Source organism: Paracoccus versutus, assembly GCF_000763885.1.
Classification (GTDB): Bacteria; Pseudomonadota; Alphaproteobacteria; order Rhodobacterales; family Rhodobacteraceae; genus Paracoccus; species Paracoccus versutus.
Genome location: NZ_JRKO01000018.1, coordinates 85,996 through 99,294 on the forward strand (window position 1 = coordinate 85,996; position 13,299 = coordinate 99,294).

The window sequence follows — 13,299 nt, forward strand, 5'->3', positions numbered from 1 at the left end:
CTTTGGCGCGATGTGCGGCCCCCAAACAGGGGCCGCAGCCGTCAGACCGCCACGGGCGTCAGCCAGGGCTGGCCCTCGGCCTCGTGGCTGTCCACGACCGCCTCGACGAAGGCCACGCCCTTCAGCCCGTCATAGGCCAGCGGCAGGTTCTGCCCCAGCAGGCTGGGCTCGCGCCCTTCTTGCCGGGCGCGGATCGCCTCGGCGAAACCGGCATAAAGGTTGGCAAAGGCCTCCAGATAGCCCTCGGGATGGCCGGGGGGCGTGCGGATGCGCAGCCTGGCGTCCTCGGACAGGTCGTCCGCGCCGCGCTTGATGATCTGCACCCGGCCGTCCAGCGGGGTGAAGACCAGCTCGTTCGGCTGCTCCTGGAACCATTGCAGCGAGCCCTTTTCGCCGAACACCCGCAGCCGCACGCCGTTGGAATTGCCGATGGCCACCTGCGAGGACCACAGCAAGCCCCGCGCCCCGCCCTGATAGCGCATCATCACATGGGCGTTGTCGTCCAGCGCCCGGCCGCCGACGAAGGTCGCCAGGTCGGCGGTCAGGCTTTCCAGCGTCAAGCCGGTGACGAAGCCCGCCAGGTGATAGGCATGGGTGCCGATATCGCCGATGGAGCCGCCGCGGCCGTTCTTTTTGGGATCGGTACGCCAGGCGGCCTGGGCATTGCCCGACTGCTCGATGGCGGTCGCCATCCATTCCAGCGGATATTCGACCTGCACCGTGCGGATCGCGCCCAACTCGCCGCGGGCGACGCGGACGCGGGCCTCATGCACCATCGGATAGCCGGAATAGGTATAGGTCACGCCGACGAAACGGCCGCTCTCGCGCGCCAGCTTTTCCAGCGCCACGGCATCCTCCAGCGTCGCGGTCAGGGGCTTTTCGCAGATCACGTCGAAGCCCGCCTCGATCAGCGCCTTGGCGATCGGGTAATGGGTGAAGTTCGGCGTGCAGATCGCCACGGCATCGACGCGATCCTCGCGCCCGGCCTCGCCCGCGATCAGTTCCGCATAGGTGCCATAGCTGCGTGCGGGGTCGAGCCCTTGCGAGATCGCGAAGGCGCGGCCACGCTCGGGATCGACGTCAAAGGCCCCGGCCACCAGCTGCCATTGCCCGTCCAGCCGCGAGGCAAGGCGATGGATATTGCCGATATAGGCGCCCTGCCCGCCGCCCACCATTCCAAGACGCAACATGGTCATTCCTCCAGTCCGAGCATTGCCCGGTTGGCGCTGCGATTGGCGCCGGATTTCACGAAATCGTCGAAGGCGCGGTCCGACACCCGGATGATGTGATCCGCGATGAACTGCGCGCCTTCGCGGGCGCCGTCCTCGGGGTTCTTGACGAAGCATTCCCATTCCAGCACCGCCCAGCCGTCGAAGCCATGGGTCGTCAGCTTGGTGAAGATCGCCCCGAAATCGACCTGCCCGTCGCCGGGCGAGCGGAAGCGGCCCGCGCGCCTGCTCCACGGCTGATAGCCGCCATAGGCGCCGGACTTGCCGTCCGGGCGGAACTCGGCATCCTTGACGTGAAAGGTCTTGATGCGCTCGTGGTAGTGGTCGATGAAGGCCAGGTAATCCAGCGCCTGCAGCACGAAATGGCTGGGGTCATACATCAGGTTGGCGCGGGGATGGTTCCCGACCTTCTCCAGGAAATATTCCCAGCTATGGCCGTCATGCAGATCCTCGCAGGGGTGGATCTCATAGCAGACATCCACGCCATGCGCGTCGAAATCATCGAGGATCGGCATCCAACGCCTTGCTAGTTCGTCGAAACCTTCCTCGACCAACCCCTCGGGCCATTGCGGATAGGGGTAAAGGTAGGGCCACAGCAGCGCGCCCGAGAAGGTGACATGCCGGTCGATCCCCAGCCGCTGCGAGGCGCGGGCGGCGAAACGCAGCTGCTCCTCGGCCCAGGCGCGGCGCGCGGTCGGGTTGCCGCGCACTTGTTCAGGCGCGAAGCTGTCCATGATGACGTCATGCGCCGGATGCACCGCCACCAGCTGGCCGGTGATATGCGAGGCGAATTCGGTGATCTGAAGGCCGTTATCGGCCAGGAGCCCCTTGATCTCGTCGCAATAGGCATCGCTTTCGGCGGCCTTCGCCATGTCGATCAGGCGCGTGTCCCAGGTCGGGATCTGGACGCCCTTGAAGCCCTTGTCGGCCGCCCATGTCGCCAGGCTGGGCAGCGAGTTGTAGGGCGCGTCATCGGCCGCGAACTGGGCCAGGAAGACGCCCGGCCCCTTGATGGTCTGCATCGTCATGCCTCCAGTTTGGCCGCCGGGACCGGCGCGTCCTCATAGCCGCCATGGACGGACTGGTCGAAGGGGATCACCGCCCCGGTCATCATGCCGCTGTCGTCGGACGCCATCCACAGGACGGCGCGCGCGACTTCTCTCGGGTCGAGGATGCGGCCAAAGGGCTTCTGCGCCGCCGCGCGGTCGATGAAATCGGGATCGCCCGTCTCCGACAGCACCAGCGCGCGTTCGTGGTCCGAGTTCATCCAGCCGATGTCCAGCTGGTTGACGTGGATGCGATGGCGCATCAGCGCAAAGCCGGCATGGCGGGTCAGCGTCGCCAAGGCCCCCTTGGAACCCGCATAGGGTGCGAGAAAGGGTTGCCCGACAAGCGCGGACATCGAGCCGATATTGACGATGCGACCCTCGATCCCCTCACGGGTCATCACCTTGGCCGCGTCCTGCATCAGGAAGAACGGCGCGCGGGTGTTGACCGCGAACATGCGGTCGAAGAGTTCCGGCGTGGTGTTCAACAGATTGCCGCGGTCGGTCAGGCCGGCGGCGTTGACCAGAATGTCCACGCGGCCGAAGCGCTTGTCAGCGGCGGGGATGATGGCCTGCACGTCCTCGATCCTGCCCAGGTCGGCGGCAACCATCTCGACCGGAACGCCGGTCGCAGCCGTGATTTCGGTCGCGACCGCCTGCCCTTTCTCGACGCCTCGGCCGACGATCACGATGCCCGCCGCACCCGCTTCGGCAAAGAGCCGCGCGATGGCCGCGCCAAGCCCCTGCGTGCCGCCGGTGACGACGGCGATCTTTCCATCGATGCGGTTCATTTCACCACCTCATAGCCTGCCGCCGCCATCACGCGCAGCAGCTCCTTGTGCCCCTTTTTCGCCATCTCCAGCGGGGGATTGGCGACGGGATCCTGCTCGGCCTCGACCACGAACCAGCCCTCGTAGCCCTTGGCCGCCAATGCCTTGACGATGGCCTCGAAATCCAGCGAGCCATCGCCCGGAACGGTGAAGGCGCCCTTGATGACGGCATCGAGGAAGCTTTCGCGCGTCCGGTCCAGCCCGTCCACGACCGTGCGGCGGATGTCCTTGGTATGGACATGGCTGATGCGGGCATGGTGGTTCTCGATCACCCGCATCACGTCGCCGCCGGCAAAGGCCATATGGCCCGCATCGAACAGCAGGGGCACCGAGGAATGCTTCATCAGCAGGTCGAGCTCTGCCTCGGTCTCGACCGCTGCCGCCATGTGGTGGTGGTATGAAATCGGCATCCCCTGCCCCGCGCACCAGTCGGCGAAATCGCTGATCTTGCGACCATAGGCGGCCATCTCGGCCTCGGTCAGCTTCGGCTTGGTGGCCAGCGGCGCGGAACGCACGCCCTGGATGGAGCGCGCGGTTTCGCCATAGACGATGCAGGGCGCGCCGGCCGCGATGAAGAATTCCATCTGCTGCGCGATGCGGTCCTTTTCCACCTCGATATCGCCGTCCAGCAGCAGGCCCGAGAACCAGCCGCCGCAGACCGAGATGCCGAAACGGTCGAGGATCGGCCCCAGTTCGGCCATGTCCATCGGAAAGCGCCGGCCGGTCTCCATGCCGGTGAAGCCGGCCTCGGACGCCTGCCGCAGGCATTCCTCCAGGCTGACGTCATCGGACAGTTCGGCCAGGTCGTCGTTCCACCACGCGATCGGCGCGATGCCAAGTTTCGCTTTCATTTACACACCCAGGCGCTGCGCTTCGCGGATCTTTTCCTGCGCCGCACGGGCGGCGCGGACGGTTTCGAAATTCGAGATCTCGGGCACGCCGACGTCCCAATCCGCATCCCCCGGCACCCATTTCCAGGCATCCGAGACGATCGAGATCACCGTCACCCCGTCATGGGCAAGCGCATCCTGCATCGCGCCCTCCAGATCGGCCAGGCTTTCGGCCTTGACGGCGCGGGCGCCCATCGCCTCGGCATGTTTCACGAAATCGACATGCAGCGGGTTGTCGCGGTCCTGGATCCGGCAATCGGCCAGCAGGTTGTTGAAACCGGGCACGCCCTTGGCCTGCTGCAGCCGGTTGATGACCGCGAAGCCACCGTTGTCGCAGACCACCACGACCATCTTGTGGCCGGTCAGCGCCGCCGAATAGATGTCCGAGTTCATCATCATGTAGGTGCCATCGCCCAGCATGACGATGGGTGTGCCGCCCGTCGCGCCCGGCCCCTCCTGCGCCATGGCGCAGCCCCAGCCGGCCGCGATCTCGTAGCCCATGCAGGAAAAGCCGAATTCGCAGTCGAAGGTGTTCGGGTTCTTGACCCGCCAGCCCTTGGTCACCTCGCCCGGCGTGCCGCCCGCCGCGGCGATCAGCGTGTCGTTCGGCCCGGCGACCCTGTTCAGCACGCCCACGACCTGCGCATAGGACGGCACCAGTTCGTTGGTCGGCGCCTGATGGTCGTCCAGCAGCTTGTTCCATTCGGCGAACAGGGTCTTGGCGCGCTTCATCAGCCCGGCATCGGCCGCGTAATCGCCAAGCGCCGCGTCCAGTTCGCCGATGGTTTCCAGCGCATCGCCGACCACCGCCAACGACCGATGCTTGACGGCATCGAAGCGCGCCGCGTTGACCGAGATGAACCGCGCATCCTCGGCGAAGGCCGTCCAGGAGCCGGTGGTGAAATCCTGCAGCCGGGTGCCGATGGCCAGGATCACGTCGGCCTCTTTCGCCAGCGCATTGGCCGAGGTCGAGCCGACGATGCCGATGGGTCCGGCATGGACCGGATGGTCATGGGTCAGCGCGCCCTTGCCGGCGATGGTCTCGACAACCGGGATGCCGCGCTTGGCGGCGAAATCGGTCAAGGCGTCCTCGGCCAGCGAATAGCGCACGCCGCCGCCCGAGATGATCAGCGGCCTCGATGCCGTTTTCAGCAGTTCGGCCGCCGCCGCAACCGCGTCGCGGTCGGGACGCGGGCGCGGGATCGACCAGACGCGCGGTTCGAAGAAAACCTCGGGGTAATCATAGGCCAGTTCCTGCGTGTCCTGCGCCAGCCCGATGAAGGCCGGGCCGCAATCGGCGGGATCCAGCATGGTCGCCACCGCCTGCGGCAGCGACTGGATCAGTTGCTCGGGCAGCGTGATGCGGTCCCAGTAGCGCACGACCGATTTGAAGGCATCGTTCGCGGTGATGGTCGGGTCGCCGAAATGCTCGACCTGCTGCAGCACAGGATCGGGCAGGCGATTCGCGAAGGTGTCGCCGGCGATCAGCAGCACCGGCAGCCGGTTCGCCATCGCCGTGCCCGCCGCCGTCACCATGTTCAGCGCACCCGGCCCGATGGAGGTGGCGGCCACCATGATCTGCCGCCGCCGCTTGGCCTTGGCGAAGCCGATGGCGGCCAGCGCCATGGACTGTTCGTTCTGGCCGCGCCAGGTCGGCAGCTGGTCCTGGACCTGCTCCAGCGCCTCGGAAAGGCAGGTCACGTTGCCATGGCCGAAGATGCCGAAGAGGCCCGCGAACAGCGGGACACGCGCGCCCTCGATCTCGGTGAACTGGTTGCAAAGGTAACGAACAAGGGCCTGGGCCATGGTCAGGCGCACGGTCTTGCGTGGCATCTCGCCTCCTCCTGCGGATGGTGTTTTCCGAACGATACGGAATGATGATTGACAATGCAATAGTTCTGCAATGATTATTGCGAAACGAATTTCGGGAGGAACCCATGACAGGAATCGCCGTCCTCGGCACCGGCCGCATCGGCCGCATGCATGCCGAAAACATCGCCGCCCATCCGCGCGCCCGGCTGGCAGGCGTCTATGACATCCATGCCCCCGCAGCCGCCGAAGTCGCAGCCCAACTGGGCGTGCCGCAATTCGATTCGGTCGAGGCGGCGCTGGCCTCGGCCGAGGTGGATGCGGTGCTGATCGCCAGTTCGACCGCCACCCATGCCGATCTGATCGAGCAGTCGGTCGCGGCGGGCAAGGCGATCCTGTGCGAAAAGCCCATCGACCTGTCGCTGGACCGGGTAAATGCCTGCGCAACGAAAATTGCCGGCACCAGCCTGCCGATCATGCTGGGCTTCGTGCGCCGCTTCGACAGCGGCCATGCCGGGGTCCGGCACGCCATCGAATCGGGCCGGATCGGCGAGTTGCATCAAGTCACGATCACCTCGCGCGATCCGGGCATGGCGCCCGACGCCTATATCGAGGCCTCGGGCGGCATCTTCCGCGACATGACCATCCATGATTTCGACATGGCCCGCTTCATCCTGGGCGAGGAAGTGACCGAGGTCAGCGCCACCGGCTCGCGCCTGGTCGACCCGGCCCTGATGCAGCGCTGCGACGATTACGACACCGTCACCGTTGTCCTGAAGACCGAATCGGGCAAGCAGGCAATCATCACCAACTCGCGCCGTGCCGTCTATGGCTACGACCAGCGCGTCGAGGCCTTCGGCAGCGCCGGCATGGCGATTTCGGAAAACCGGACGCTGGATCAGGTGCGGCTCTATGGCGCGGAATTCACCGACCGGGCCGCGCCGCTGAAAAATTTCTTCATCGACCGCTATGCCGATGCCTTCGCGGCCGAGATCGGCGCCTTCGTCGATGCCATCGAACAAGGCAAGCCGGTGCCGGTCGGGTTCGAGGACGGCAGGCAGGCGCTGCTGCTGGCCGAGGCCGCGATCCTTTCCGCCGCCGAAGGCCGCACGGTCGCAATCAGGGAAATCGGATAAGCCATGTATTCGCAATTCGGATTGTTCATCGACGGGAGCTGGACCCCCGGCACCGTCAGCGGAGAGGTCATTTCTCCGGTCACCGAAAAACCGCTCGGCCAGGTGGCCCTTGCCACCGCCGAGGACACGCAGGCGGCACTGGATGCTGCCGCACGCGCCCTGCCCAAGCTGCGCGAGATGGGTGGCTTCGGCCGCGCGGGAGCCCTGCACAAGGCCGCGGACGAGATGATCCGCCGCGCGGATGAGGCCGCGCGGATGATCTCGGCCGAGACCGGCAAGCCCATCGCGCAGGCCGGCCGGGAATGGACCCTTGCCTGCGACCAGTTCCGCTGGTTCGCCGAGGAGGCGCGCCGCATCTATGGCCGCATCGTCGACAGCCGCGTGCCCGGAGGTCGTTTCGAGGTGACGCGCGAGCCGGTGGGCATCGTCGGGGCCTTTACCGCCTGGAACTTCCCGGCCGCCCTGCCCGCCCGCAAGCTGGCCCCGGCGCTGGCCGCCGGCTGCCCGGTGGTGCTGCGCCCGTCCTCGCAGACGCCGGGCGTGGCGATGGTGATGGTGGATTGCCTGCGTGCGGCGGGACTGCCCGACGGCGCGGTGAACCTTGTCACCGGCTCGACCGCCGATACCTACGCGCCGATCATGGCGGACAGCCGGGTGCGCAAGGTCAGCCTGACCGGCTCGACCCGCGTCGGCCAGCAGATGATCCGAGACGCCGCCGATACGGTAAAGAAGGTCTCGATGGAGCTTGGCGGCAACGCGCCGCTGATCATCCATGACGACGCCGATCTGGAAACCGCGCTGGACCTGACCGTGCCGACCAAGTTCGCCAATTGCGGGCAGGTCTGCGTGACCCCGGACCGGATCTTCGTCCATGACAGCCTGCACGACGCCTTCGTCGAGGGCTTCGTTTCGCGCACGGCGCAGATCAAGCTGGGCGACGGGCTGGACCCCGAAACCGGCATGGGTCCGCTGATCAATGGCGGACGACTGGCCGAGATTGAATCCACCGTCGCCGACGCCCTTCGCAACGGCGCGACGCTTGCCCATGGCGGCAAGCGCCCGGCGCATCTGAACAGCGGCTTCTTCTTCGAGCCGACGGTGCTGACCGATGTCGCCGACGACATGAAGGTCTTTGCCGAGGAGAACTTCGGCCCCATCGCCGCCATCACCCGCTTCTCGACCGAGGACGAGGTGATCGCCCGCGCCAACGCGTCGGACATGGGCCTGTCCGCCTACGCCTTCACCCGCTCGCCCGACCGGGTGCGGCGCATGGCGGCGGGGCTGAAGGCCGGCATGGTCGGCATCAACAGCTTTGCGCTGGCCGCATCCGAGGCGCCCTTCGGCGGCACCAACCACTCCGGCATGGGCCGCGAAGGCGGCATCGAAGGGATCGAGGACTACCTCGACACCAAGCTGGCGCAGATCGTGTTCTGAGGGGAGGAAACGTGATGTTCACCAACAAGCTGAAACAACACTGGGCCGAGGGCCGCCCCGCGATCAACGGCTGGCTGTCCATCGGCAACCCGCTGACCGCCGAGATCATGGCGGCGCAGGGCTATGACAGCATCACCATCGACGCCCAGCACGGCGCGCTGGACTACAGCGCCGTGCTGCCCATGCTGCAGGCGATGCGGGCATCCGGCGTGACGCCGATGGTCCGCGTGCCCTGGCGCGAACCGGGCGCGATCATGAAGGCGCTGGACGCCGGCGCGCAGGGCATCATCTGCCCGATGGTCAACTCGGCCCAGGAGGCGGCGGAATTCGTCAGCTACATGCGCTATCCGCCGCATGGCCAGCGCAGCTTCGGCCCGACCCGCGCCACCTTCGCCTATGGCGGCTATGGCGTGGCGGCGAACGAGCAGGTGCTCGCGCTGGCGATGGTCGAAACGCAGCAGGGCATGGACAACCTGGACGCCATCGCGGCGACCCCCGGTCTCGACGGCATCTATGTCGGCCCCGCGGACCTGACGCTGGGCACCCAGGAAGGCCGCCTGCCCCCCGGCTTCGACCGCGAAGAGCCCGAGATGATCGCGCTGCTTCAACGCATCAAGGACGCCTGCAAGGCGAACGGCATCCGTGCCTGCCTGCATTGCGGCACGCCGGAATATGCCGCGAAAGCCATCGGCTGGGGGTTCGACCTGACCACGGTCGGCGGCGACACCCGCCTGCTGGCCGGCGCGGCCAGCGCCTCGGTCGCGACCTGGCGCGACCTGACCGCCTCCGCCCCCGCCTCCGCCACGAAAGGAGCCTATTGATGCCGCATCTTCTTGTTGCCGGAAAGCTGCATCCCGCGGGAGAGGCGCTGCTGCGCGAACTCCCCGCCCGCGGCATCACCGTGGATTATGTCGAGGAAATCTCGGAGCCCTCCTACGCGCCGCTGATCCACAAGGCCGATGCGCTTGTGATCCGCACCCAGCCGCTGTCCGCCGCCACCGTGGCGCTGGCCGAGAGGCTGAAGGTCGTCTCGCGCCACGGCGTCGGTTACGATGCCGTCGATCTCGCCGCGCTGAACGAACGCGGCATTGCCCTGACCATCGTCGGCGACGTGAATTCGATCTCGGTCGCCGAACATGCGATGATGCAATTGCTGGCCGGGGCCAAGCGCGTGCTGCTGGCCGACCGCGCGGTGCGCGAGCCCGGCCAATGGGGCTGGCGCAACCGGCTGGAACAGCAGGAAATCTCGGGCAAGAACCTGCTGATCATCGGCTATGGCCGCACCGGGCAGCGCCTTGCGCGCATGGCCGCCGGGTTCGAGATGACGGTCCGCGCCCACGACCCCTATCTCTCGCGCAAGGGCTGGTCCGAAGGTCCGGTGGCAGAGATTGCCGACCTGGACGAGGGGCTGGCCTGGGCCGATTGCATCTCGATCCATGTGCCCAGGGCCGACAAGCCGGTGCTGGGGGCAAGGGAGATCGCGCTGATGAAACCGGGTGTCGTCCTTGCCAATACGGCGCGCGGCGGCGTGGTGGACGAGGCGGCGCTGGCCGAGGCGCTGGCCTCGGGCCAGGTCGGCGCTGCCGGGGTCGATGTCTTCGACGACGAGCCGCCCTGCGGTTCGCCCTTGTTCGACCAGCCGACCGCGGTACTGTCGCCCCATATCGCCGGGCTGACCGCCGAATGCGGCGAACGCATGGCCATCGCCTCGATCCAGAACGCGATCGACTATCTGGACGGCACGCTCGACCGCGGCCTCATCGTCAATGCGGCTTTCGCCCATGCTTGAGACGATGCACCGCCGACTTGCGGCTTTCGGAGCCGTCGTCGGGCAGGCGACGGTTCTCCGCTACGGCGGTGCCGCATTCATATCGGACCTGCCACGGCGCCTGGAGCAGGATCTTTCAGCACCGCCGCGCAATGGCCCACCACCGCACAGCCATGCCGAAACCCCGTCAATCAGCCGTCTCGTCCGCCATCTGGATGGCGGCTGAGTGCAACGTCATTTCAAACCGGATCCTGTCCATGTCTGACAAACCCGTCCTGCGTATCGGCCTGATCGGCACCGGCTTCATGGGCAAGGCCCATGTCTTCGGCTTCGCCAGCGCGCAGAAGGTCTTCGACCTGCCCTATCGGCTGGAACTGCATGCGGTCGCCGACGTCACCGAGGACGCCGCCGCCCGTGCCGCCGCCGATTTCGGCTTCGCCCATGCCACCGCCGACTGGCGCAGCATGGTCGAAAACCCCCAGATCGACGTGATCGACATCACCGCCCCGAATGCGCTGCACAAGGAAATGGCCTTGGCCGCCATTTCCGCCGGCAAGCACGTCTATTGCGAAAAACCGCTGGCGCCGATGGCCTCGGATGCGCGCCAGATGGCCGATGCGGCGGCGGCCAAAGGCGTCAAGACCCAGGTCGGCTTCAACTATCTCTGCAACCCGATGCTGCGGCTTGCGCGCGAGATGATCGCGGCGGGCGAACTGGGCGAGATCCGCGGCTATCGCGGGCTGCATGCCGAGGATTACATGGCCGATGCCGACGACCCCTGGACCTTCCGCCACGATCCGGCGGGTGGCGGCGCGCTGGCCGATATCGGCAGCCATGCGCTGGCCACGGCCGAATTCCTGCTGGGTCCGATCACCGAGGTGATGGGCGATTGCATCACGATGATCGGCCAGCGCCCCGACGGCCAGGGCGGCATGCGTGCCGTGACCGTGGACGATGTCGGCCGCGCCTTCCTGCGCTTCGCGAATGGCGCGCAAGGCTCGGTCGAGGGCAACTGGATCGCCACCGGCCGCAAGATGCAGCATGATTTCGAGGTCCATGGCACCAAGGGCGCGCTGGCCTTCAGCCAGGAACGCTTCAACGAGCTGCATTTCTATTCGACCGCCGATGCACCCGGCCGGCGCGGCTTCCGCCGCATCGAGGCGAGCCCCGACCACCCGCCCTATGGCCGCTTCTGCGTCGCCCCCGGCCATCAGATCGGCTTCAACGACCTGAAGGCCATCGAGATCGAGGGCTATCTGCGCGCCATCGCCGGCGAGATCCCCGAGCCTTTCGGCTTCGCGGCCGGTCTGCGTATCCAGCGGCTGGTCGAGACGATCCAGCGCTCCTCCGCAACGCGGCAGTGGATGGCCGTCACGGCCTGAGAATCCGCTGCCGCCTCCCTCCCGCGGCATCGGCTGGGGCGCTCCTCGCCCCTTCCCCCGGGTGCCCGGCTGCGCGCCGGGCACCTACCTTTCGAAAGGGCTCTGCATGTTCCGAAAGATCTTGGTAGCGAACCGTGGTGAGATAGCGATCCGCGTGATGCGGGCTGCGAACGAGTTGGGCAAGAAGACGGTCGCGGTCTATGCCGAGGAAGACAAGCTGAGCCTGCACCGCTTCAAGGCGGACGAGGCCTACCGCATCGGCGGCGGCCTGGGGCCGGTGGCGGCCTATCTCAGCATCGCCGAGATCATCCGCGTCGCCAGGGAATCGGGCGCCGATGCCATCCATCCGGGCTATGGGCTGCTCAGCGAGAACCCCGATTTCGTCGATGCCTGCCAGGCCGCCGGCATCGCCTTCATCGGGCCGAGCGCCGACACCATGCGCGCGCTCGGCGACAAGGCCAGCGCCCGGCGCGTCGCCATCGCGGCCGGGGTGCCGGTGATCCCGGCGACCGCGGTGCTGGGCGAGGATTTCGACGCGATCAGGCGCGAGGCGGCCGAGATCGGCTATCCCCTGATGCTGAAAGCCTCCTGGGGCGGCGGCGGGCGCGGCATGCGCCCGATCATGAGCCCCGAGGAGCTGCCCGAGAAGGTGCGCGAGGGACGGCGCGAGGCCGAGGCCGCCTTCGGCAATGGCGAGGGCTACCTGGAAAAGATGATCCTGCGCGCCCGCCATGTCGAGGTGCAGCTCTTGGGCGACAGCCATGGCGGGCTCTATCATCTCTATGAGCGCGACTGCACCGTGCAGCGCCGCAACCAGAAGGTGGTCGAGCGCGCCCCGGCGCCCTACCTGACCGAGGCACAGCGCCAGGAAGTCTGCGGCCTGGCGCTGAAGATCGGCCGCGCCGTCGGCTACCAGAACGCCGGCACCGTCGAGTTCCTGATGGATATGGACAGCCAGGCCTTCTACTTCATCGAGGTGAACCCGCGCGTCCAGGTCGAGCATACCGTGACCGAGGAGGTCACCGGCATCGACATCGTGCAGTCCCAGATCCTGGTCGCCGAGGGCGCGACGCTGGCGCAGGCCACCGGCGTCGCCCGGCAGGAGGACGTGCACCTGAACGGCCACGCCCTGCAATGCCGGGTCACGACCGAGGATCCGCTGAACAGCTTCATCCCCGACTACGGCCGCATCACCGCCTATCGCTCGGCCACCGGCAACGGCATTCGCCTGGACGGCGGCACCGCCTATTCCGGCGGCGTCATCACCCGCTATTACGACAGCCTGCTGGTCAAGGTCACGGCCCATGCCCAGACCCCGGAAAAGGCCATCGCGCGGATGGACCGGGCCCTGCGCGAGTTCCGGGTGCGCGGGGTGGCGACGAACATCGAATTCGTCATCAACCTCTTGAAGCACCCGACCTTCCTCGACGACACCTATACCACCAAGTTCATCGACACCACGCCGGACCTGTTCGCGTTCCGCAAGCGCCGCGACCGGGCGACGAAGCTCTTGGTCTACCTGGCCGACATCACCGTGAACGGCCATCCCGAGACCGCCGGCCGCCCCCGCCCGCCGGCCGCGGCGGTGGCGGACCGCCCCCTTATCACCCCCAGGACCGCGGCTTATGGGGCGCGCGCCGGCCTGCACCCGCCCGCCGAGCCCGATCTGGTCGACCGGCTGGTCCATGCTTCCCGCCACCGTTTCGGTCGCTGCATCGAGGCCGTTATCGGCGCCATCGAACGTGCCCTGATCCAAGGGCACGAAAGTCTGGACA

The 13,299-nt window shown here is 67.1% G+C and carries 11 protein-coding genes; 6 read left to right on the forward strand and 5 right to left on the reverse strand.

The features are described 5' to 3' along the window. Nucleotides 1–41: 41 nt before the first annotated feature. The 5 genes from IT40_RS10025 to iolD are packed head-to-tail and all read right to left on the reverse strand — an operon-like array spanning nt 42 to nt 5,828. Complete coding sequence (locus IT40_RS10025; protein ID WP_036754028.1) at nt 42–1,175, reverse strand: Gfo/Idh/MocA family protein; 1,134 nt, start codon at nt 1,173–1,175, stop codon at nt 42–44. Between the two features lie 17 nt (nt 1,176–1,192). Continuing rightward, nucleotides 1,193–2,251, reverse strand: coding sequence for a sugar phosphate isomerase/epimerase family protein (locus IT40_RS10030; protein WP_036754031.1), 1,059 nt, complete (start codon nt 2,249–2,251; stop codon nt 1,193–1,195). Nucleotides 2,252–2,253: 2 nt separating this feature from the next. Next, nucleotides 2,254–3,066 carry an SDR family oxidoreductase gene (locus tag IT40_RS10035; RefSeq protein ID WP_036754033.1) on the reverse strand — a complete coding sequence of 271 codons (813 nt, stop codon included), beginning with the start codon at nt 3,064–3,066 and terminating at the stop codon, nt 2,254–2,256. Then, nucleotides 3,063–3,956 (reverse strand): myo-inosose-2 dehydratase, encoded by an 894-nt coding sequence (gene iolE / locus IT40_RS10040; protein ID WP_036754035.1) that lies wholly within the window; start codon nt 3,954–3,956, stop codon nt 3,063–3,065. The genes IT40_RS10035 and iolE overlap by 4 nt, the downstream gene beginning before the upstream one ends. Then, nucleotides 3,957–5,828: a 3D-(3,5/4)-trihydroxycyclohexane-1,2-dione acylhydrolase (decyclizing) gene (iolD, locus tag IT40_RS10045; protein ID WP_036754037.1), complete on the reverse strand. Its 1,872-nt coding sequence runs from the start codon at nt 5,826–5,828 to the stop codon at nt 3,957–3,959. 104 nt (nt 5,829–5,932) lie between these two features. On the opposite strand from iolD, the gene iolG reads away from it, so the two are divergent. The 6 genes from iolG to IT40_RS10075 form a co-directional block, all read left to right on the forward strand. After that, entirely contained in the window at nt 5,933–6,940 is a 1,008-nt protein-coding gene (gene iolG, locus IT40_RS10050) for an inositol 2-dehydrogenase (RefSeq protein ID WP_036754042.1), read from the forward strand. Nucleotides 6,941–6,943: 3 nt separating this feature from the next. Continuing rightward, nucleotides 6,944–8,374: an NAD-dependent succinate-semialdehyde dehydrogenase gene (locus IT40_RS10055; protein ID WP_036754045.1), complete on the forward strand. Its 1,431-nt coding sequence runs from the start codon at nt 6,944–6,946 to the stop codon at nt 8,372–8,374. A 14-nt stretch (nt 8,375–8,388) separates the two neighbouring features. Continuing rightward, nucleotides 8,389–9,195: an HpcH/HpaI aldolase family protein gene (locus tag IT40_RS10060; protein WP_036754049.1), complete on the forward strand. Its 807-nt coding sequence runs from the start codon at nt 8,389–8,391 to the stop codon at nt 9,193–9,195. After that, the gene (locus tag IT40_RS10065) at nt 9,195–10,163 is read left to right on the forward strand and encodes a hydroxyacid dehydrogenase (RefSeq protein ID WP_036754052.1); all 969 of its coding nucleotides are present in this window, start codon (nt 9,195–9,197) and stop codon (nt 10,161–10,163) included. Before IT40_RS10060 ends, IT40_RS10065 begins: the two co-directional genes overlap by 1 nt. A gap of 236 nt (nt 10,164–10,399) precedes the next feature. Further along, the gene (locus tag IT40_RS10070) at nt 10,400–11,524 is read left to right on the forward strand and encodes a Gfo/Idh/MocA family protein (RefSeq protein WP_036754054.1); all 1,125 of its coding nucleotides are present in this window, start codon (nt 10,400–10,402) and stop codon (nt 11,522–11,524) included. A gap of 106 nt (nt 11,525–11,630) precedes the next feature. After that, nucleotides 11,631–13,299 (forward strand): ATP-binding protein (locus tag IT40_RS10075; protein WP_244274010.1); only part of this gene is annotated, 1,669 nt, incomplete at its 3' end.

Excerpts from the sequence above, each read along its gene's own strand:
- IT40_RS10060 (WP_036754049.1), top strand. The coding sequence starts at position 8,389 with ATGTTCACCAACAAGCTGAAACAACACTGGGCCGAGGGCCGCCCCGCG.
- iolG (WP_036754042.1), top strand. The coding sequence starts at position 5,933 with ATGACAGGAATCGCCGTCCTCGGCACCGGCCGCATCGGCCGCATGCAT.
- IT40_RS10030 (WP_036754031.1), bottom strand. The coding sequence starts at position 2,251 with ATGCAGACCATCAAGGGGCCGGGCGTCTTCCTGGCCCAGTTCGCGGCC.
- iolD (WP_036754037.1), bottom strand. The coding sequence starts at position 5,828 with ATGCCACGCAAGACCGTGCGCCTGACCATGGCCCAGGCCCTTGTTCGT.
- IT40_RS10055 (WP_036754045.1), top strand. The coding sequence starts at position 6,944 with ATGTATTCGCAATTCGGATTGTTCATCGACGGGAGCTGGACCCCCGGC.
- iolE (WP_036754035.1), bottom strand. The coding sequence starts at position 3,956 with ATGAAAGCGAAACTTGGCATCGCGCCGATCGCGTGGTGGAACGACGAC.
- IT40_RS10065 (WP_036754052.1), top strand. The coding sequence starts at position 9,195 with ATGCCGCATCTTCTTGTTGCCGGAAAGCTGCATCCCGCGGGAGAGGCG.
- IT40_RS10025 (WP_036754028.1), bottom strand. The coding sequence starts at position 1,175 with ATGGTGGGCGGCGGGCAGGGCGCCTATATCGGCAATATCCATCGCCTT.
- IT40_RS10035 (WP_036754033.1), bottom strand. The coding sequence starts at position 3,066 with ATGAACCGCATCGATGGAAAGATCGCCGTCGTCACCGGCGGCACGCAG.
- IT40_RS10070 (WP_036754054.1), top strand. The coding sequence starts at position 10,400 with ATGTCTGACAAACCCGTCCTGCGTATCGGCCTGATCGGCACCGGCTTC.